At 73.3% G+C, this 19,993-nt stretch carries 14 protein-coding genes, 1 tRNA gene and 1 pseudogene; 11 read left to right on the forward strand and 5 right to left on the reverse strand.

The window, feature by feature from the left end; translation table 11 throughout:
• The first annotated feature begins 30 nt into the window (after window positions 1-30).
• Complete coding sequence (locus OU787_RS10305) at window positions 31-1,221, forward strand: acyl-CoA dehydrogenase family protein (RefSeq protein ID WP_030462097.1); 1,191 nt, start codon at window positions 31-33, stop codon at window positions 1,219-1,221.
• Between the two features lie 10 nt (window positions 1,222-1,231).
• Here the strand turns inward: OU787_RS10305 and OU787_RS10310 are convergent, their stop codons facing one another.
• The 3 genes from OU787_RS10310 to OU787_RS10320 all read right to left on the reverse strand — a co-directional run bounded on the left by OU787_RS10310 (window position 1,232) and on the right by OU787_RS10320 (window position 4,805).
• Window positions 1,232-2,026: a bestrophin-like domain gene (locus OU787_RS10310; RefSeq protein ID WP_051817312.1), complete on the reverse strand. Its 795-nt coding sequence runs from the start codon at window positions 2,024-2,026 to the stop codon at window positions 1,232-1,234.
• A 97-nt stretch (window positions 2,027-2,123) separates the two neighbouring features.
• Window positions 2,124-3,917 (reverse strand): hypothetical protein, encoded by a 1,794-nt coding sequence (locus OU787_RS10315; RefSeq protein ID WP_268659170.1) that lies wholly within the window; start codon window positions 3,915-3,917, stop codon window positions 2,124-2,126.
• A gap of 378 nt (window positions 3,918-4,295) precedes the next feature.
• Window positions 4,296-4,805, reverse strand: a complete 510-nt coding sequence (locus OU787_RS10320) for a universal stress protein (RefSeq protein ID WP_030462094.1) — start codon at window positions 4,803-4,805, stop codon at window positions 4,296-4,298.
• Window positions 4,806-5,692: 887 nt separating this feature from the next.
• On the opposite strand from OU787_RS10320, the gene OU787_RS10325 reads away from it, so the two are divergent.
• From OU787_RS10325 to OU787_RS10345, 5 genes and pseudogenes are all read left to right on the forward strand, one after another.
• Window positions 5,693-6,646 carry an HAD family hydrolase gene (locus OU787_RS10325; protein WP_268659171.1) on the forward strand — a complete coding sequence of 318 codons (954 nt, stop codon included), beginning with the start codon at window positions 5,693-5,695 and terminating at the stop codon, window positions 6,644-6,646.
• Between the two features lie 1,123 nt (window positions 6,647-7,769).
• A pseudogene (locus tag OU787_RS10330) lies at window positions 7,770-8,924 on the forward strand (helix-turn-helix domain-containing protein); the annotation flags it as partial.
• Between the two features lie 583 nt (window positions 8,925-9,507).
• Complete coding sequence (gene orn / locus OU787_RS10335; protein WP_081967116.1) at window positions 9,508-10,110, forward strand: oligoribonuclease; 603 nt, start codon at window positions 9,508-9,510, stop codon at window positions 10,108-10,110.
• A gap of 114 nt (window positions 10,111-10,224) precedes the next feature.
• Window positions 10,225-10,300: transfer RNA gene (locus OU787_RS10340), tRNA-His, on the forward strand.
• Window positions 10,301-10,531: 231 nt separating this feature from the next.
• Window positions 10,532-10,978, forward strand: a complete 447-nt coding sequence (locus tag OU787_RS10345) for a DUF4442 domain-containing protein (protein ID WP_030462090.1) — start codon at window positions 10,532-10,534, stop codon at window positions 10,976-10,978.
• A 151-nt stretch (window positions 10,979-11,129) separates the two neighbouring features.
• Here OU787_RS10345 and OU787_RS10350 read toward each other — a convergent pair whose 3' ends face one another.
• On the reverse strand, window positions 11,130-12,194 hold the full coding sequence (locus tag OU787_RS10350; RefSeq protein ID WP_030462089.1) for a LacI family DNA-binding transcriptional regulator: 1,065 nt from the start codon (window positions 12,192-12,194) through the stop codon (window positions 11,130-11,132).
• A gap of 430 nt (window positions 12,195-12,624) precedes the next feature.
• On the opposite strand from OU787_RS10350, the gene OU787_RS10355 reads away from it, so the two are divergent.
• The 5 genes from OU787_RS10355 (at window position 12,625) to OU787_RS10375 (ending at window position 18,991) form a co-directional block, all read left to right on the forward strand.
• Window positions 12,625-13,941, forward strand: a complete 1,317-nt coding sequence (locus tag OU787_RS10355; protein ID WP_268659172.1) for an ABC transporter substrate-binding protein — start codon at window positions 12,625-12,627, stop codon at window positions 13,939-13,941.
• 109 nt (window positions 13,942-14,050) lie between these two features.
• A complete protein-coding gene (locus OU787_RS10360; protein WP_051817309.1) occupies window positions 14,051-15,010 on the forward strand; it encodes a carbohydrate ABC transporter permease in 960 nt (319 codons plus the stop codon).
• Window position 15,011: 1 nt separating this feature from the next.
• Complete coding sequence (locus tag OU787_RS10365; RefSeq protein ID WP_268659173.1) at window positions 15,012-15,926, forward strand: carbohydrate ABC transporter permease; 915 nt, start codon at window positions 15,012-15,014, stop codon at window positions 15,924-15,926.
• 61 nt (window positions 15,927-15,987) lie between these two features.
• Window positions 15,988-17,442 carry a GH1 family beta-glucosidase gene (locus OU787_RS10370; RefSeq protein ID WP_380375028.1) on the forward strand — a complete coding sequence of 485 codons (1,455 nt, stop codon included), beginning with the start codon at window positions 15,988-15,990 and terminating at the stop codon, window positions 17,440-17,442.
• Between the two features lie 982 nt (window positions 17,443-18,424).
• The gene (locus tag OU787_RS10375; RefSeq protein WP_268659175.1) at window positions 18,425-18,991 is read left to right on the forward strand and encodes a Uma2 family endonuclease; all 567 of its coding nucleotides are present in this window, start codon (window positions 18,425-18,427) and stop codon (window positions 18,989-18,991) included.
• A 21-nt stretch (window positions 18,992-19,012) separates the two neighbouring features.
• Here OU787_RS10375 and OU787_RS10380 read toward each other — a convergent pair whose 3' ends face one another.
• Window positions 19,013-19,891, reverse strand: a complete 879-nt coding sequence (locus OU787_RS10380) for a spermidine synthase (RefSeq protein WP_268659176.1) — start codon at window positions 19,889-19,891, stop codon at window positions 19,013-19,015.
• Between the last annotated feature and the right edge of the window lie 102 nt (window positions 19,892-19,993).

A 19,993-nucleotide genomic window follows, 5' to 3' on the forward strand; every position in this document is an offset into this window, starting at 1 on the left:
CACCAGGCCGCGATCCCGGGAGGATCAGCCGTGCTCGACCACCGCCTGAGCAGTGAGTACGAGGAACTCCGCAGCACCGTCGCGGAGTTCGCCAACGATGTGATCGCGCCGAAGATCGGCGAATACTACGAGCAGAATGAATTCCCGTACGAAATCATCCGGGAAATGGGGCGGATGGGCCTGTTCGGGCTGCCCTTCCCGGAGGAGTACGGCGGCATGGGCGGCGACTACTTCGCGCTCTGCCTGGTCCTGGAGGAGCTGGCCCGGGTCGACTCCTCGGTGGCGATCACCCTGGAGGCGGCGGTCTCGCTCGGCGCGATGCCGATCCACCTCTTCGGCACCGAGGAGCAGAAGCGCGAGTGGCTGCCGAAGCTGACCTCCGGCGAGGTGCTCGGCGCCTTCGGCCTGACCGAGCCCGAGGGCGGCACGGACGCCGGGGCGACCCGGACCACGGCGCGCTACGACGAGGCCACCGACGAGTGGGTGATCAACGGCAGCAAGTGCTTCATCACCAACTCCGGCACCGACATCACCGGCCTGGTCACCGTCACCGCACTGACCGAACCGATCACACATTCGAGTGACGGATCGTCAAATCACTCGCCCACCAGGGAAATCTCCTCCATCATCGTTCCCACTGGGACTCCCGGGTTCCAGGTGTCGAAGAAGTATTCGAAGGTCGGGTGGAACGCCTCCGACACCCGCGAACTGTCCTTCACCGAATGTCGAGTACCCGCGGCCAACCTGCTGGGACGCCGAGGCCGCGGCTACGCCCAGTTCCTGCGCATCCTCGACGAGGGCCGGATCGCCATCGCGGCCCTGGCCACCGGCCTGGCCCAGGGGTGCGTGGACCAGTCCCTCTCGTACGCCGGCACCCGTCGCGCCTTCGGCCGGGCGATCGGCGCCAACCAGGTCATCCAGTTCAAGCTCGCCGACATGGAGACGCGCGCGCACATCTCCCGCCTGGCCTGGCGGGACGCCGCCTCCCGGCTGCTGCACTCCGAGCCCTTCAAGAAGGAGGCAGCCATTGCCAAGCTGTACGCGTCCGAAGCCGCGGTCGACAACGCCCGCGAGGCGACCCAGATCCACGGCGGCTACGGCTTCATGAACGAGTACCCGGTCGCCCGCATGTGGCGCGACTGCAAGATCCTGGAGATCGGCGAAGGCACTTCGGAGGTCCAGCGGATGCTCATCGCACGTGAACTCGGCATGACGTCCTGAACCACACCAGTCAGGGCAGGAACGGGGGCAGGGCCGACACCCCGGCGTCGTTGTCGATCTGATCGTAGCGCTCCAACGCCAGTTGGAACGCCGTCGGTTGGATCCGCACCGCGCCGGAGAACGGCCCGCTCATCACCGCCACCATGCTCACCCCGAACGCCACGGAGGCGCCCACGAAGCACATCAGCACCAGGTTCCGCGGGTTGGAGGTCAGCCCGATCACCGAGGGGGTCGCCAGGACGAACACCGCCCCCACCAGCAGGCCGCCGATCGCCAGGACGGGCACCGACGCACGGAGATCACCCAGCCGCGCGTTCCGCTTGGCGTTGACCTCGGACAGGCTCCGCAGCACGTCGGTCCGAGCACTCGCCTCGACCTGGCTGTGCACCGCGGCCCGGTCGACCGCGGCCCGCACCTGGTCGACCGCCCGCCAGGCGGCCTGACTTCCGGTGTCGTGCTGCATGGCGGCCCACTCGTCGTCGATCACCACCCTGGTGTAGGACCGCAGCCTGTCCCGCACCACGGGCCGATCGGCGTCGGGCAGACCGCCGGCGGTCCAGTACGCCTCCGTGAGGGCCCGCGACTCCTCGTAGGTGTGCTGGCGCGCCGAGTTCAGCTGCTGCCAGGTGCCGGCGATGCTGAACCCCAGGAAGAGCGCGAAGAAGCCGAGGATCGCCGCCCCGGCGAAAGACATCGCCTGCGGTGTCGTCGCCCCTTCCCGCGCCCGCTTGGTCCGCCCCAGCAGCAGGCCGATCACCAGCGCCAGCACCGCACCCGACACGGCGGCGACGGCAACGGTCAGCATCTCGGCCCGGCCGCGCTCGTGGCCACGCCCTGACTGCCGCCTGCGTTCATGTCCGTGCCTGTGGCTGTGCCCGGCTTCGCGGTTCCGTTCGCCGTCATCACCACCGTCCCCGCCGTCCCCGGGTCCGTACGGTGAACGCCGCTGCCAGGACGCACAGCACCGGGAGGACGATCGCCAGCAGCAGCATCATCACCTCGGTTCCGTCCCAGGTGTCGTCCTCCTGCCCCGGGGGCCAGTCCTCCTGCGCGAACTGGCTCTCCGCCTGCCCGCCCGCGGTCCGGCCCACGGCGGGCGCCGACTGCGGCTGGCCCGCGGTGGCACCGGACTCCTGATCGGTCGGCCGGCTCGGGCCGGATGCAACGGCGGCTGTGACGGCTGCGGCTGTGGCGGTCTGGTTGCCCGTCGTGTTCGTTGTCGCCGGGTTTCCGGAGAGGGGGTTTGCCGTGCCGGACGATCCCGGTGCGGCGAAGGGCGAGGCGGGCCTGGCGAAGGCGGTTCCGCCCGGCAGCAGGGCCGGGGCCTGCCCGGGGAGGAACGGCGCGAGCAGCTGCCCCGCCAGGGCCTGGGCTCCCGCCGCGGGTTGCGCCTGCGCCGCGGCGGCGGGCTGCTGTCCGACCGTGGCAGCCGCCGGACGGGTGCCGGGCGGGACGGAGACCGGGAACAGCCCCGGTGGGACGGCGTCGCCCGAGAGGCTCGGGGGTGTGCCCGAGCCTGTGGCGCCGCCGGTCCCTGTCGTGCCCGGCCCCGAGTTCGTCCCCGGGCCGGTTGCAGAGCCGGAGCCGGAGCCGGGCGCGATGCCGGTGCCGGTGCCAGGTCCGCTACTGGCGCCAGGGCCGGCACCGGGACCGGGACCGGTGGCCGGGCCGGCCGGTTCCGGGGTGGGCTGGGTCGGTCGTAGGCCGTCGTAGGCGCCGTCCGCCTCGGCGGAGACCTGGCGGGGTGCTTGGCGGGTGCCGTCCGGGCCGACGGTCGCGTCGTCCGCCAGGCCGTCGGCCCGGGCCCTGCCGGTCTGGCGTCCCGGGCGGGCGGTGCCGGTCGCGCGGCAGTCGACGGCCTGTCCGGGGGCGAGGGTTCGCCCGCCGTCGGAGCCCGCGCAGTCCACCGTGCCCAGGCCGGGCAGCCCTTCGGTGATCGAGGCTGCGGTGATCGGGACATCGCCGAACGCCTCCAGGCGGTACTGGAGTTCGATGGTTCCGCCGACGTCGGTCACCAGGCCGGGCGCGGCTCCGGGCAGCGCCCGGGTCGATGCACCGGGCCGGGGCGCCGCGGCCCCGGTAGCTGCCCCGGTGACAGGCCCGGCCGCGGGTTCGGAGATGCCGGGCGGAGGCGTCCGGGGTACGGAGCGGTGGGACAGGCCCGTGCCCGAGGGGGTGCCCACCCGGGTGAGGCGGAGGCCCGCGGTGATGCCCAGGTATCCGGTGGGCGCGTCGGCGTGCGCCTGCGGCAGGTGGTCGGGGGCGTCCGCGACCGCCGCGACCTGGGCGGCCTGCGGGCCAGCCGCGGCAGTGAAGGTGGCGGTGCAGTCGAGGGCACCGCCGGGCGGGATGCTCCGGTCGGCCCCGCAGGCGAGTCGTCCGCCGGGGAGCTGAGGGTCGCTCAGCAGCACGCCGCCGAGCGGGTACTCGGCGTGGTTGCTCAGGTGGTAGGTGCGGGTGGCGGGCTCCCCGGCCCGGAGCCGCACGCCGGGGTCGGTGCTGGCGTTGGTGCTGACGCTCAGCCTCAGCTCGTCGTGCACCTCGCCGCCGCGGGTGGTGCCCGGTTCCGACGTCCAGGTGCCGAGGAGGGCGGGAGCCAGCAGCGCGATCCCGAGCACGGCAGGCACGGGGCGGCGGAGTGCGGCTGCGGGGGCCCGCCGTCCGGCGGTCAGTACGTCGATATGACGATTGGTCACTTCGGCATGATCGATCAGGGAATCGGCCGGTCACCGGCGCGGCGCACCGGGGCAGCCGGGAACGACTCGATCGGCCGATACCGCCGGGCTGCCCTCCGGTCGCCCCCAGGTGCCCCTCTAAGCCGTCCCCGGGCACTGCCGGGAGCCAGCAGGAACCGCCGGGAGCTGCCGGGAACGGCCCCGCCCGGCGCGGCGGCGTGCCACCAGCAGACCGGCAGCGGGCGCGGGCGGGAACGGGATCCAGAGCGGCCGACCGGGCCTACCCGCGCCCGGTACGACGCGACACGGCACGACAGGGTGTGAACCGGCCTCGGCAGGGCGGGCGGGCAGGCAGGCAGGCAGGCAGGAGGTAGGCAAGCAAGCAGACAGGCGGGCCGGTCAGGGGATGACGATCACCGGGCGGTTGGCGCGGCGGGCGAGTCGGCCGGAGACCGAGCCGAAGATCTTGCCGAGCAGGCCGTGGGTGCTGCCGACCACGATGGCGTCCGCGGCGTACTCGCGGCCGACCTCCTCGATCTCGTGGCAGATGTCCCCGCCGCGTTCGACCAGGATCCAGGGGACGCCGGAGAGGAAGTCGGCGCAGGCGAGTTCGAGGCCGAGGATCTCGGTGCGCTGGTCCGGGAGGTCCACGAAGACGGGCGGTTCGCAGCCGGCCCAGACGGTGGTGGGGAGCCGGTTGGCGACGTGGACGATCACCAGGCCGCAGCGGGAGCGGCGGGCCATGCCGACGGCGTAGGCCAGGGCGCGCTCGCTGGAGAGCGAGCCGTCGAAGCCGACCACCACGCCGTGCTGGAACTGCGGGTCGCAGGCGCGCGAGCCGTGTTCCTGGAGTTGCGGTTCGCCCTCGCCGTCGCGGCGGCCCACGGTGGGACGGGATCGGTCGGTCATCGCGTCCTCCGCAGTACCGGGTCGAGGTCCGACGACGGCGTTCGCCGCCGCTCCGGGGCGGTCGCTCCCGGAGGTGTCACGTCGTTCAGGGGTGCCGGGCGCCGACCCGCCGGAACCGGAACCGGGGCCGGGGTCGGCAGGCCGGGCGTCCGGGGGGCGTGGGTGATCGGCGGGCGGCGGGGCGCCCGGGTCCTCGACAGCGGACCTGCTGTCGGGCGGGCTGCCGTGGGCAGAAGCGGAAGGCTCTTCACCGGCCATGGCTCAAAACTCTTCAACTGGAACGGACCTACGCAGGGGGAGGCGACGGCGGACCGCCCGGTCCCGGTGGCAGGAACGGCAGCGGTGGCGATGCGTCCGCGAACGACTACCACCGTTGGCGACCTGTGCCTTTCAGAGTACGGCTCGGAACGGGCCCCGCCCAGTGACGGCGCCCTCGTGCGGTCAGGTTCCCGCGTGTGGGGGAAAGACGCACTCCGTCGTGCGCCCCCTCGCGGCGGGTTCCCAGGAGCTTGACCGACGACACGCGATGTGCGCAACAGTGCGCCGACACAACGTGACCCGACTGTCATCGCCCCTGTCCGTGTGCGGTGCACGGCAGTTGTCGTCTCGATCGCGCCCGGCTCCCGCCCGGTTCGTACCCGGCCGGTGCCCGGCCGGCATCCGGATCCCGCCCGACTCCCGCCCGGTTCGCACCGTACGGCACGGCGGCGGTGCCGGTCCGGCGATCCGGTGAGCGGGGGCAGGGGTTCCGCGTCGCGGTCGGGGCCTTTTGGGATCATGGTCCGGGTTGGGTGCGTAGCGGCCGGATTCGGCCAATTCGCGGAATTTCCCTCCACCTTTGGCAATTGCCACGTGCATACGTGGCGGCCGCTGGCAGCATGCTCGGCATGCCGCTGCTCCTGCTCGACCTCGACAACACCCTGCTGCCCAGGGACGCCGCGTTCCGGGCCTGGGCAGGGGACTTCCTCACTGAGAACGGTCTGCCCGCCGGGGACCTCGACTGGCTGGTCATGCTCGACGGCAGCGGCTACGTACCGCGCAGCACGGTACTGGGTGCGGCGAGGCGTCGCTACGGCATCGACCGGTCGGTGGAGTCGATGCTCGCGCACTACCGGGACGGCATCAACTCGCACATCCAGTGCCCGGATTCGCACGTCGCGGCGCTCCGGGAGGCCCGCGAGGCGGGCTGGACGCTGGGGATCGTCAGCAACGGCGGGACGCTGCCCCAGTTGGAGAAGATCCGGCTGACCGGGCTCGCCCCCCTGGTGGACGGCTGGGTCATCTCGGAGGAGGCCCACTGCCTGAAGCCGGACCCGTTGATCTTCGAGATCGCGGCGCGGCGGTGCGACTTCCGGCCGGCCGGGGACTGGAAGGCGCAGACCTGGATGGTCGGCGACTACGGCCCGGCCGACATCGCGGGGGCGGCCGCGACGGGGCTGCGCAGCGCGTGGCTGCACCACGGCCGGCCGTGGGCGGAACGGGCCTACCGGCCGACGGTCAGCGCGCCGAGCCTGCCGGAGGCGGTGCGGGTGATCCTCGCTGCGGGCGAACACCCGTCCGCCGGACGGGGATTCGCCGCGGCTGCGGCCGGCCGCCCGCAGCGGTCGCGCGGCCAACTCGCCATCCCCGCCTCCCGACTGGCTCCGCCGCCCGTCAAGGCCGCCAAGGCCGTTCAGGCAGCTCAGGCCCCCCAGTCCGCCCAGACGACCCAGTCGGCTCCGGCCACCAAGGCTGCTGGCGCGTCGCTCGCCCAGCAGGTCCCGCTGGCGAAGGCCCGGCCGCTCGCTCCGATCGAGCCCACCCAGGCCCGCTGGGGCGACGCCGCGGCAGCCACGGGCTGACCCCTGCCGCCCGATCGCCCTGCCGTGGCCCCGGAGTTCCGCCGCCGAGACGGCCGTCACCGCCCCGCACGAGGGGCACTCGAAGCAGCCACCCGCCAAGTGGGAAACAGGAGTTGACGCTACGTCATTCGACTGAGTTCGCGCCGCGCGGCAACCCCGGACCGCTCCCCCGCCGTCTCCGTACCGGGTCCGGTCGAGTGGTGTCGGCGACCGGCACCCGGCGGCGGGGGCCGGGGCGGGTGGGTGCCCCGCGAGGAGGGGTCGAATTCAGACGAATGTGCGGCGGTGGGGCCGTCGGGGCGGGGCGTCCGGGGCGGGGGTGGAGCGGTGCGGCGGCCGGGGTGGGTGGGGGCGGTGGTACTGGTGGGTCAGAACCGGAACAGCGGGGCCGAAGTGACTGAGCGTGAGGTGGGAGGCGTTCAGGAGTGGCCGGTTCAGGTCGGGCCGGGGGGCTGACGGGGCGCGGGGATCATGGCTCAGGTGTGCGCTGTGGCGCGTGGGAGGCGGTTTCACGCCCCCGATTCGAACCGTGCGTTTTCGGCCAACTTGCGCCGCTCCCCTGCCGTTCGGGCAAATCCGCAGCACACAGCGGGCGGTGGGTGCACCGCCGGCGGGTGAATCACCGGCAGGTCGTGCGACAACCGGCCACGGTTGTCCGCGCCCCCTTCACAGCGGGGTCGACGGGTGCCACGCTTCGTGATCGAATGCTTCACGCCAAATTGCCATGTCGACATAGCGTCGGATGGTGAACTTGTCACAACGGCAACGGTCCACCAAGTAGATTCGATCTTGGCTCGCAGAGCGGCAGCCGAGACCACCACACCACCGAGGGGGCTGGAGCGCCTTGAGCAGGGTGAGCAGGAGCGACGCGGGTCCTGATAACGGTCGCCAGCCGTCGTCCTATCCCGGTGGTGCGGCGAGACTCGGCAAGTTCGGTGGCGCGTCGGCCGGTTCGCCGGTCGGTGGGCCGGGCGGCCAGCTCCAGGGTGCTCCGGGAGCGATGACGCCGGGTCAGCACTCCGCGGTTCCGTCCCTCTCGGCAGCGTCCTCCGCGCACGGCGCCGCGGGCGCGGGCGCGGGCACCAGCGCGGGCACGGGTACGGGTGCGGGTACGGCGACGGACGTGCTCGCGGCCGGTCCCGGTGCGCTCTCCTCCTCGCGCAAGCTGGCCGGTCGGCGGCGGCGCGAGACGGTCGCGGTGCTGCTGTTCAGCGGGGCGCCGATCTTCGAGAGCTCGATCCCGCTGTCGGTGTTCGGCGTGGACCGGCAGGACGCCGGCGTCCCCCGCTACCGGCTGCTGGTGTGCGCCGGCGAGGAGGGCCCGCTGACCACCACCGGCGGGCTGACGCTGACCGCCCCGTACGGGCTGGAGGCGCTGTCCCGGGCGGGCACCATCGTGGTGCCGGCCTGGCGGTCGATCTCGCAGCCGCCGCCGGTCGAGGCGATCGCCGCGCTGCGCAAGGCCCACCACGAGGGGGCCCGGATCATCGGCCTGTGCACCGGCGCCTTCGTGCTGGCCGCCGCCGGGCTGCTGGACGGGCGTCCGGCCACCACCCACTGGATGTACGCGCCGACGCTGGCGAAGCGCTACCCGCGGGTCCACGTCGACCCGCGCGAACTGTTCGTCGACGACGGCGACGTGCTCACCTCCGCGGGCACCGCGGCCGGCATCGACCTGTGCCTGCACGTGGTGCGCAGCGACCACGGCGCCGAGGCCGCCAACGCGCTGGCCCGCCGGCTGGTGGTGCCGAACCGCCGCGGCGGCGGAGGTCAGGCCCAGTACATCGACCAGTCTTTACCGGAGGAGATCGGCAACGACCCGCTGGCCGAGGTGGTCACCTGGGCGTTGGAGAACCTCAACCAGCAGTTCGACGTCGAGGTGCTGGCGGCCCGCGCCTACATGTCGCGGCGCACCTTCGACCGCCGGTTCCGGACCCTGACCGGCAGCGCACCGCTGCAGTGGCTGATCACCCAGCGGGTGCTGCAGGCGCAGCGGCTGCTGGAGACCTCGGACCTGTCGGTGGACGACGTCGCCCGGCGCTGCGGCTTCCGCTCGCCGGTGGCGCTGCGCGGGCACTTCCGGCGGCAGCTCGGGGTCTCCCCCGCCGCGTACCGGACCACCTTCCGGGCCCGCCGGCCGTCCGCCGGCGGGCCGGTGGCGGCGCAGGCGCCGGGCGGTGCCCCGGCCGAGCGCGGCGCGGACCGGGCCGGGCACGTCCCGGCGTCCCACGGGCCCGCCGCGCACGGCCCGGTGACGCCCGGTCAGCAGGTCCCGGGCGGGGCCGGTCCGGTCGGCGGGGTGCCGGTCGGGGCGGGCGGGGGTGCGGCGGGGCGGCAACGTCCGCGTCCGCTGGTGCCGCCGCAGGCCGGTCCGCCGCCGAGCGCCTTCGGCGGGCGGGTGCCGGAGCGTCCGGGCGACCCCCGGTACGCGGGCCGCGCCACCGGCCCGGCCGCGTACGGCGGTCAGCCCGGCCAGCCGGGCCAGTCCGGGCACGGCGGGCAGTCCGGGCACGGCGGGCACAGCGGCCAGGGCGGGCAGTCCGGCGGCAGCGGGCAGCCGGGGGCCCTGCAGGGGCCGCCGCCCGCGCACGCGCACGCGCAGCCCTCGCCCGGGCAGCCGGTGCGGCCGAGCGCGGCGTACCCGGGCGGGCGCGGGTCGGGGCCGGCGGAGCGTCCGGACCGTCCGATGGAGCACGCCATCGCGGAGGACCCGGTCGGCGAGCAGCCGAGCGCCCGGGGCCGGCAGGTGGCGCACCGTCCGGAGGTCGAGCCGGAGCGCGGGGCGCGCGGCACGGCGGACTTCGGTCCGGACGGGGCGCGTGCGGTGTCGGGGGCGCGTGATCGCGCCGTAGGGTGAAGGCGTGAATGACCGTCTGGTATGGATCGACTGTGAGATGACCGGCCTCGACCTCGATCGGGACGCCCTGATCGAGGTCGCCGCCCTGGTGACCGACTCCGAGCTGAACGTGCTCGGCGAAGGCGTGGATGTGATCATCCGACCGCCCGCCGAGGCGCTGGAGACCATGCCCGAGGTGGTGCGGCAGATGCACACCTCCTCGGGCCTGCTCGACGAGCTCGCGGACGGCCTGACCATGGCCGAGGCGCAGGAGCGGGTGCTGGCGTACGTCCGCGAGCACGTGCCGGAGGCTGGCAGGACGCCGCTGTGCGGGAACTCGGTGGCCACCGACCGCGGCTTCCTGTCCCGGGACATGCCGGAGCTGGAGGGGCACCTGCACTACCGGATCGTGGACGTCTCCTCGATCAAGGAGCTGGCCCGCCGCTGGTACCCGCGGGCCTACTACAACAGCCCGCAGAAGGGCGGCAGCCACCGCGCGCTGGCCGACATCCGCGAGTCGATCGCCGAACTGCGCTACTACCGCGAGGCGGTGTTCGTCCCGCAGCCGGGCCCGGACACCGACACCGCGCGGGAGATCGCCGCCCGGCACCAGTTGCCCACCGGCTGACCAGGGATCCGGCCCGGGCGGTCACGGAAACCCTGGCGCGAGCACCCCTCCGCATCCTGTAGAGTTCTTCCTGTCGGAGCGGGAACGCGGAAGCGGGAAAGCACCTGACAGATGGTGGGTGTAGCTCAGTTGGTAGAGCACCTGGTTGTGGTCCAGGTGGCCGCGGGTTCGAGTCCCGTCACTCACCCCAGTAAGCGAAGGCCCCGGTCGAGAAATCGACCGGGGCCTTCGTCGTTCTCCGGACCGGAGCGCCGGACGCGCCGGATATACCAGACATACCGGACGCGCCGAGCACCGGACGCACCGCGGCGGCGAGTTGGGGCCCGCGCGGGCGGGTCAGCGACACAGCGGCGGCGCGGCGGCCGCGGGACGTGAACGGCGGGGCATGGACGACCAAGCTACCCGCTAGTAACATCGCGGCATGACCACTACTGCGATCGGCGAGCTGCTCACGTCCACCGTCCCGATGGTGAAGACCCTGCAGCTGGAGTACCTGGAGACCACCCCGGAGCGGGCCGTGCTGCGGCTGCCCGACCTGCCGGAGTACCGCAACCACGTGGGCGGCCCGCACGCGGGGGCGATGTTCACGCTGGCCGAGTCCGCCAGCGGGGCGATCGTGCTGGCGGCGTTCGGCGACCAGTTGGGCCGCGCGGTGCCGCTGCCGACGGTCGGCGAGATCTCGTTCAAGAAGCTCGCCCGCGGCGTGGTGACCGCCACCGCGACGCTCGGCCGGCCGGTGGCCGAGGTGATCGCCGAGCTGGACGAGGGCAAGCGCCCCGAGTTCCCGATCACGGTGGAGATCACCCGCGAGGACGGCGCCGTCACCGGCGTGCTGGAGATCGTCTGGACGCTGCGCCCCAACTCCTGAGCCCCCGGCGGCCGTCCGGGCCGGGCCGACCGCACGCCGGCCCCGGCCCCGGACGGCCCGCACGCGAACGCACGGACACCCGCCGCACCGCACGCACCCCGGCGCCCGGCCCGGCCCCTCGGCAGCAAGCCGCGAGCGGCGGCCGCCCTCGTCAGGCGGAGTCGCGGACGATCAGCTCGGTCGCCAGCACCACCTGCCGCCGGGCCCGGCCGCGTTCGTGGATCTCGTCGAGCAGCAGCCGGGCCATGGTGCGGCCCATCTCCTCGATCGGCTGGCGGACGCTGGTCATCGGCGGGTCGGTGTGCCGGGCCACGATCGAGTCGTCGAAGCCGATCACCGCGACGTCGTCGGGGATCCGGCGCCCGGCCGCCCGGAGCACCTGCATGGCGCCGGCCGCCATCACGTCGGAGGCGCAGAAGACGCCGTCCAACTCGGGCCTGCGGGCGAGGAGTTCGCGCATGGCGACCCGGCCGCCCTCCTCGGTGAAGTCGGCCAGGCCGACGAGTTCCTCGTCGTAGGCGTGACCGGCCTCCTCCAGGGCCCGGCGGTAGCCGCCGAGGCGGGCCTGGGCGACCTCCATGTCGAGCGGGCCGGTGAGGGTGGCCACCTGGGTGCAGCCGCGCCGGAGCAGGTGGCGCACGGCCATCCGGGCGCCGCCGGCGTTGTCGGCGTGGACGTAGCTGAGCGGTTCGAGGTCGCTGCGCCGGCCGGCCAGCACGGAGGGGATCTCCAGGCTCTCCAGCAGTCCGGGCAGCGGGTCGTCGCGGTGCACCGAGACGACCAGGACGCCGTCGACGCGCTGGGCGGTCAGGTAGGCCGAGAGCCGGTCGCGCTCGCGCTGGTTGCGGACCAGGATCAGCAGCAGCTGCATGTCGGTCTCGGCGAGTTCGGCCGAGACGCCGCTGATGATGTCGGAGAAGTACGGCTCGGAGAACAGCCTGGTCTCGGCCTCGGGGACGACCAGCGCGATCGAGTCGGTGCGCGAGGTGACCAGGGTGCGGGCGGCCCGGTTGGGGACGTAGCCGAGTTCGGCGATGGCGTTCTGGACGGCTTCGCGGGCCTTGGCGCTGACCCGCGGGGAGCCGTTGATCACCCGGGAGACGGTGCCGCGGCCGACGCCTGCCAGCGCGGCCACCTCCTCCAGGGTGGGGCGCGCGGTGGCTCTGCCGCCGGCGCCCGGATGGAGCGCGTCGGGGCGCTGTGCGGTCGGGCTCATCGCTACACCTCTCGGTCTCTGGGACGGATGGGACGGATCCGCCGGGACCCGCCCCGGGTCCGTGCGGACTGTTCATTGTGGCCGGTCCTGCCGCGTTTCCGACCATCCGGGGCGGCCCGGAGCGGTCCGGGACCGGCCCGGGGGCAGCACGAGGGCGTCAACGGCGGTGGTAACGAAGGCGGAAACGCTCCGGCAACGTTTATGTCACCACGTCTTGACACTCACCCCCGCGACACAGCAACCTTCCGGCATGCCCAGCTGTGGGAGCGCTCCCACACTGTAGCCAAGATTCAGCGCACCAAGAACACCCACGAAGCTCTCGTTCCAAGCCCGGCACCACCCATGGAAGACCACCGGCAGGCCCCGGAAGACGACCGGACCGACGCCGGACCGACCCGGATCAACCACCCGGACAAAGGAGTTCGCCCCCATGCGCACCACCTCCCGCCCCCGCAGAGCCGCTGTCGCCGCCGTCGCGGTCCTCGCCGCCTCCACCCTGCTGCTCACGGCCTGCTCCTCGAGCTCCGACAAGGGCGGCTCCGACGACGCCAACGCGAAGATCACCCTGAACGTCGGCGACTTCGGCACCTTCGGCTACGTGGAGGCCGGCCTGTACGACGAGTACATGGCCGCGCACCCGAACATCACCATCAAGTACCAGACCACCCAGGACGGCCAGAAGTACTGGGACGCGCTGACCACCCACCTGGGCTCGGGCAGCGGCCTGGCCGACATCCAGGCGGTCGAGGTCGGCTACATCGCGCAGGCCACCAACACCCTGGGCGACAAGTTCGTGGACCTCGGCAAGGCCGACGGCGTCAACGCCGCCAACTGGCTGCCCTGGAAGTCGAAGCAGGCCACCACCCCGTCCGGCTCGCTGATCGGCCTGGGCACCGACATCGGCCCGATGGCGGTCTGCTACCGCACCGACCTGTTCCAGCAGGCCGGCCTGCCGACCGACCGCGAAGAGGTCGGCAAGCTGTGGGCGGGCGACTGGTCGAAGTTCGTCGAGACCGGCAAGAAGTACCAGCAGAACGCCCCGGCCGGCACCTTCTTCACCGACTCGGCCTCCGGCCTGTTCAACGCCGTGCTGTCGGCCCAGCCGGAGCAGTACTCGGACGCCTCCGGCAAGCTCGTCTACAAGACCAGCGCCGGTGTGAAGACCGCCTGGGACCTCGCGGTCTCCGCCTCGCAGGCGAAGATCAGCGCCGGCCTGCGCCAGTTCCAGGACCCGTGGAACGCGGCCGTCGCCAACGCCAAGTTCGCCGCGGTGGTCTGCCCGTCCTGGATGACCTCCTCGCTGAGCAAGTACGGCGGCGAGGCCGGCAAGGGCAAGTGGGACGTCGCGGCCGCGCCGGTCGCCTCCAACTGGGGCGGCGCCTTCCTGACCGTCCCGAAGGCCGGCAAGCACATCAAGGAGGCCACGGCGCTCGCCGCCTGGCTGACCGCGCCGGAGCAGCAGGCCAAGGTCTTCACCAAGGTCGGCAACCTGCCCTCCACCGTGGGCGGCCTGCAGCAGCCCGCCGTCCAGAGCGCCAAGCTGGAGTACTTCAACAACGCCCCGACCGGTCAGATCTTCGCCGCGTCCGCCACCTCGATCAAGCCGGTCCCGATCGGCGAGCAGGACGGCAACGTCAAGACGATCATCACCGACAACGGCATCCTCGACATCGAGGAGCACGGCACCGACCCGGCCAAGGCCTGGGACAACGTGACCAAGCTGGTCGACGACAAGACCGGCCACTGATCCGGGCCGGCCTCGCGCCGGTAACCGGTCCCAACTGCCCGGCCGGGTCCGCCCACCCGGCCGGGCGCCGTTCCGCCGCCCCTCGCCACCTCCGGGAAGGAAACCCCAAGTGGCCACCCACGTCCGCGCCGAGGCCCCGCCCGCCGCGCGCTCCTCCTGGCGCTCCCGCCTGTACCGGTTCGACCTGAAGGCCTCCCCGTACGCCTTCATCGCGCCGTTCTTCCTCTGCTTCGCCGCCTTCGGCCTCTTCCCGCTGATCTGGACGGGCTGGCTGTCGCTGCACTACGTCGACCTGCTCAAGCCGGACGTGATGGAGTGGCGGGGCTTCGGCAACTACACCCGCCTGTGGTCCAACGACCAGTTCTGGACGGCGCTGCGCAACACCTTCACCATCGGGGTGATCTCGACCGTCCCGCAGTTGCTGATGGCGCTCGGGCTGGCCCACCTGCTCAACTACCGGATGCGGGCCCGGGGCTTCCTCCGGGTGGCGATCCTCGCCCCGTACGCCACCTCGATCGCCGCGGCGACCCTGGTGTTCGTCCAGCTGTTCAACCCGGACTACGGCTTCATCAACTGGATGCTGGACCTGGTCGGCCTGCACCCCAACTGGTACTCCGACACCTGGCCCTCGCAGATCGCCATCGCCACCATCGTGACCTGGCGCTGGACCGGCTACAACGCGCTGATCTACCTGGCCGCGATGCAGGCGGTGCCGAAGGACCTGTACGAGGCGGCCAGCCTGGACGGGGCCAACCGCTGGCAGCAGTTCACCCGGATCACCATCCCGTCGATCCGCCCGACCATCATGTTCACCATCATCGTCTCCACCATCGGCGCCACCCAGCTGTTCGGCGAGCCGATGCTGTTCGGAGGCGGTGTCGGCGTGTCCGGCGGCTCCGCGCACCAGTTCCAGACGCTCAGCCTCTACATGTACGAACTGGGCTGGCCGTCGCGCCAGTTGGGCCGCGCCTCGGCGGTGGCCTGGACGATGCTGCTGATCCTGCTGCTGATCGGCCTGGTGCAGTTCCTGATCACCCGTTACCGCAAGCGCCACGAGCTGGGAGGCTGACATGGCCGCCACCCTGTCCACCCCCTCCCCCCGCGAGGCGAAGAGCGCCGACCCGGCCCGCCCGCGCGGCCTGTTCCGGCGCAAGGCGGGCGACCACGACAAGGCCGGCCCGGTCACCTACGTGCTGCTCGGGATCGCCGCGCTGGTCTCGCTGTTCCCGCTGTACTGGACCTTCGTCGCGGCCTCCAACACCGGTGAGCGGGTGGCCCTGTCGCCGCCGCCGATGATTCCCGGCGGCGAGCTGTGGAACAACATCTCCACCGCCTGGGACCAGGCCGACATGGGCCTCGCGCTGCTGAACTCCACCATCGTGGCGGGCTGCGTGTCGCTGTCCACGGTGCTGTTCTCCACGCTGGCCGGCTTCGCCTTCGCCAAGCTGCGCTTCCGCGGCCGCAACGCGCTGCTGACCCTGGTGGTCGCCACCATGACCATCCCGCCGCAGCTGAGCGTCATCCCGCTGTACCGGATCGTCACCAAGCTGGAGTGGAGCGGTCACCTGCAGTCGGTGATCCTGCCCTCGCTGGTGGCCGCGTTCGGCGTGTTCTTCATGCGCCAGTTCCTGTCCGAGGCGCTGCCGTTCGAGCTGGTCGAGGCGGCCCGGGTGGACGGCGCGAACAGCCTGCGGATCATCTGGCACGTGGTGTTCCCGATCGCCCGGCCCGCCATGGCGGTGCTCGGCATGCTGGTGTTCGTGCAGTCCTGGAACGACTTCTTCTGGCCGTTCGTGGCGCTCAACGCGCAGAACCCCACCGTCCAGGTCGCGCTCTCCGGCCTCGGCGGCGGCTCCGGCCACGACATCAACCAGGCCGTGATCATGACCGGTGCGCTCGTCGGCACCCTGCCGCTGCTGCTGATCTTCGCCGTTCTGGGGAAGCACATTGTCGGCGGGATCACGTCCGGCGCCGTCAAGAGCTGACCCTCTGGAAGACCCCGGCACACCCGCCCTGTCCACTCCTCAGCCATGGGAGCGCTCCCGTATGACCATGACCGATCCGACCACAGCCGCCCACTCCTCCGTGGCGGTGCCCCGGGTGGCCTTCCCGCCCGGCTTCTCCTGGGGCGCGGCCACCGCCGCCTACCAGATCGAGGGCGCCGCCGCCGAGGACGGGCGCACCCCGTCCATCTGGGACGCCTTCGCCAAGACCCCCGGCAAGGTGCTGAACGGCGACACCGGCGACGTCGCGGTGGACCACTACCACCGCTTCCGCGAGGACGTCCGCCTGATGGCCGACCTCGGCCTCACCTCGTACCGCTTCTCGCTGTCCTGGCCGCGGATCCAGCCCACCGGCCGCGGCCCGGCCGTCGAGCGCGGCCTCGACTTCTACCGCGCCCTGGTCGACACCTTGCTCGAACACGGCATCTCCCCCGTCGCCACCCTCTACCACTGGGACCTCCCGCAGGACCTGGAGGAGGCCGGCGGCTGGCCGATCCGGGAGACCGCCTACCGCTTCGCCGAGTACGCGGCCCTCGCGGCCGGCGCGCTCGGCGACCGCGTGCCGGTCTGGACCACCCTCAACGAGCCCTGGTGCAGCGCCTTCCTCGGCTACGGCTCCGGCGTGCACGCCCCCGGCCGCACCAACCCGGCCGACGCGCTCAAGGCCGCCCACCACCTCAACCTCGGCCACGGCCTGGCCGTCGGCGCGCTGCGCGAGGTGCTGCCCGCCTCGGCGAAGATCGCCGTCTCGCTCAACCTGCACCTGGTCCGCCCGCTCACCGACACCCCCGAGGACCGCGAGGCGGCCCGCCGGATCGAGGCGGTCGGCAACCGGGTCTGGACCGGCCCGATGTTCAAGGGCGGCTACGACGAGGACCTCAAGGCCGACACCGCCCACCTCGTCGACTGGGACGAGCTGGTGCGCCCCGGCGACGAGGCGGAGATCGGCCGTCCGATCGACCTGCTCGGCCTCAACTACTACAACCCGACCGTCGTCTCGGCGCCGCGCGACAACGCCGAGACGGCCGAGGCGGCCCGCAACGACGGCCACGGCGACAGCGAGTTCAGCTGCTGGCCCGGCTCCGAGGACGTGGTCTTCCACCTCGCCAACGACGACGTCACCGCTATGGGCTGGCCGATCGACGCCTCCGGCCTGGTCGACTCGCTGGTCGGCATGCACCGCGACTTCGGCCTGCCGCTGCTGGTCACCGAGAACGGCGCCGCCTTCGAGGACGTAGTCGGCCCCGACGGCGAGGTCGACGACCCCGAGCGGGTCCGCTACGTCGAACTGCACCTGCAGGCCGTGGCCGACGCGATCGCCGCGGGGGCGGACGTGCGGGGCTACTACCTCTGGTCGCTGCTGGACAACTTCGAGTGGGCGTACGGCTACAGCAAGCGCTTCGGCATCGTCCACGTCGACTACGACACCCAGCAGCGCACCCCCAAGACCAGCGCCCGCTGGTACGCGGAGGTGATCCGGCGCGGGGGGCTCGCCTGAACTCCCGCACCCCCGCACAGTGTGACGGAGTGTGAGCGACGGGCGTGACCGCGGGGAGTCCCGCTCGTTCTCCCCTGGTGTGCGAACCAACTACGCGAAGCGACCGCGACGTTCGGACACCCCCCGCCTCCGATGGGGGCGACCCCGGGCACTGGCGGCGGGCGGCATGCTCGCCGCCCAGGTGCTCGGCCTCGGCCTCGGAGCGGCGGACGCCCGCGCCGCCGACACCGGCCACCCCCCGCACCACCCCGGCCGCGCCCTCGGCACCGTCGTCCGCCCCGGCTCCGGCGACGGCGACCTGCTCGACGGCGCGGCCGACGCGCTCGACCCGGCCGACCCCGTCGGTTCGGCCGGCTCCGCCGGTTCCGCCGTCACCGGCAGCCGGCCGGTCGAGGACCTCGGCAGCCTCCTCGACCACCACCTCGGCACCGGCGAACTCCCGCTGCCCGGCCACCACGCCGACCGCCCCGACGCCTTCTCGCTCGCCAACGGCCTGCTCTCCGCCGTCCCCCCGCAGCCCCGCGCCGAGGACGCCGCCCGCGCCTCCCGCTCCGGCCCCGCCGCCGGCCGCGAACCCGACGAGAACCCCGTCCCCGCCGTCCCGGCCCAGCGCACCCCCGCCGACCGCGGCCCGGTCGCCTCCCCGCACCCGCCGCGGCCCCGGCCGCCGCAGCGACCGCCACCACCGGCCGCACCCCGGCCCCCCGCCCCGCCCCGGCCCCCGGCGCCCCCTCCCCCGCCACCCCCGACCGCCTCGCCCTCACCGCCGCCCCCACCCGCCCCGCCGGCGAGAGCGCCGTCGCCGTCCTCCTCCCCATCGCCGCCGGCCTGCTGCTCACCGCCGCCGCCATGTACAAGCACCGCGGCCTCCCGGGCGGCGGCCACTGACCTGTTCCTCCGAGCAACCGGTATCGCCGACCGACGCCTGTGGAGACAATGGAGGCATCCCGTTCCACGGCGTCGAAGGAAGGTAGGAAGGATCATGAGTGTCGCTGTTTCCGATCACCTCGGACCGTGGACGGTCGACGACGTCCTGGCGCTGCCCGAGGACTCCCGCCATCGCATCGAACTGGTCGGGGGGGCCCTGCTGATGAGCCCCAACCCCGGAGTACCGCACCAGCGGATCAGTTCGCGGCTGTGGGCGCTGCTCGACGCCGCGGTTGTCGCCGCCGACGCCCCGTTCGAGGTGCTGGAGGCCGTCAACGTGCTGGTGCCGGACGGCCTGCTGATCCCCGACCTGGTGATCGCCGACGCCGCCGCGACCGCCGGGGCCGGGTCCACCCTGCACGCCGACGACGTCGTGGTCGCCATCGAGATCGCCTCGCCGTCCACCAAGGTCATCGACCGCCGCACCAAGCCCGGCCTGTACGCCGCCGCCGGCATCCCGCACTACTGGCGCCTGGACCTCGACCCGGCGCCGCGCCTGCACCTCGGCCGCCTGGCCCCCGACGGCAGTGGCTACCTCGACCGCACCGTCCAGCCCGGTGAGTCCACCGCCCTCACCGAACCGTTCCCGTTCGACCTCGATCCGGCCGCGCTGCGGCGCTGACCCCGACAGCCGCCGGGAACGTCAACCGAAGGTCTTCGGCGGCGGGGCCGGGGACGGGACGGCGGTGGTGTCGGTGGTCGCGGGGGTGCCGGCGGTGAAGTCGGTGAGGTCGCGGCCGTGCAGGAGGCGGGCCTGGGCGGGGTCGGTGGCGAGGCGGCGGGTGAGGTCGGTGAGCGGGAGGGGGGTGTGCGCGGCGAGCAGGACGAGGTTGCCGAAGCGTTTGCCGCGCAGGACGGCGGGGTCGGCGATCAGGCAGAGCTCGGGGAAGACGGCGGCCAGGGTGGCGGTCTGGGCGCGGGCGAAGGCGAGCGGGCCGCCGTCGGTGATGTTGGCGGCGTAGTGGCCGCCGGCCGCGAGGGCGCGGGCGGCGTGCCGGGCGAACTCGACGGTGGCGCAGTGCGCGGGGACCCGGGCGCCGGCGAAGACGTCGGCGACGACCAGGTCGGTGGAGTCGTCGGGGGTGCGTTCGAGGACGGCGCGGGCATCGCCGCCGCGGACCTTGAGCTGCCAGCTCCGGTCGAGCGGCAGTTCGGTGCGGACGAGTTCGGTGAGCGCGGTGTCGATCTCGGCGACCTGCTGGCGGGAGCGGGGCCGGGTGGCGGCCGTGTAGCGGGCCAGGGTGAGGGCGCCGCCGCCGAGGTGCAGGGCGGTGAGGGGCTGCCGGGCGGGGGCGGCGAGGTCGATCAGGTGGCCGATCCGGCGCTGGTAGGCGAAGCCGAGGTGGGTGGGGTCGGCGAGGTCGACCAGGGACTGCGGTGCGCCGTCGAGGAGCAGTTCCCAGGCGTGCGGCCGGTCGCGGTCGGGGCGGAGCTCGGCGGTGCCGGAGGCGACGGCGGCGGTGAGCGGGCCCTGGCTGTGCGTGCGGCCGGGGGCGGCGGGGGTGGTGCGTGGACGGCCCATGGCCCCATTATCCGATGATCTCCCCGGAGCCCTCGCCCCCGACGGACCCCGACGGCCCCCGACGCCCCTCGCCGCCCGCAGCCCGCAGCCCGCAGCCCCTGG

The sequence above is a fragment of the Kitasatospora sp. YST-16 genome (genome assembly GCF_026802215.1).
Classification (GTDB): Bacteria; Actinomycetota; Actinomycetes; order Streptomycetales; family Streptomycetaceae; genus Kitasatospora; species Kitasatospora cineracea.

Coding starts and splice junctions, on each gene's coding strand:
- OU787_RS10380 (WP_268659176.1), bottom strand. CDS start 19,891: ATGGGCCGTCCACGCACCACCCCCGCCGCCCCCGGCCGCACGCACAGC.
- OU787_RS10325 (WP_268659171.1), top strand. CDS start 5,693: ATGCCGCTGCTCCTGCTCGACCTCGACAACACCCTGCTGCCCAGGGAC.
- OU787_RS10310 (WP_051817312.1), bottom strand. CDS start 2,026: ATGCTGACCGTTGCCGTCGCCGCCGTGTCGGGTGCGGTGCTGGCGCTG.
- OU787_RS10320 (WP_030462094.1), bottom strand. CDS start 4,805: ATGACCGACCGATCCCGTCCCACCGTGGGCCGCCGCGACGGCGAGGGC.
- OU787_RS10355 (WP_268659172.1), top strand. CDS start 12,625: ATGCGCACCACCTCCCGCCCCCGCAGAGCCGCTGTCGCCGCCGTCGCG.
- OU787_RS10345 (WP_030462090.1), top strand. CDS start 10,532: ATGACCACTACTGCGATCGGCGAGCTGCTCACGTCCACCGTCCCGATG.
- OU787_RS10370 (WP_380375028.1), top strand. CDS start 15,988: ATGACCATGACCGATCCGACCACAGCCGCCCACTCCTCCGTGGCGGTG.
- OU787_RS10365 (WP_268659173.1), top strand. CDS start 15,012: ATGGCCGCCACCCTGTCCACCCCCTCCCCCCGCGAGGCGAAGAGCGCC.
- OU787_RS10375 (WP_268659175.1), top strand. CDS start 18,425: ATGAGTGTCGCTGTTTCCGATCACCTCGGACCGTGGACGGTCGACGAC.
- OU787_RS10350 (WP_030462089.1), bottom strand. CDS start 12,194: ATGAGCCCGACCGCACAGCGCCCCGACGCGCTCCATCCGGGCGCCGGC.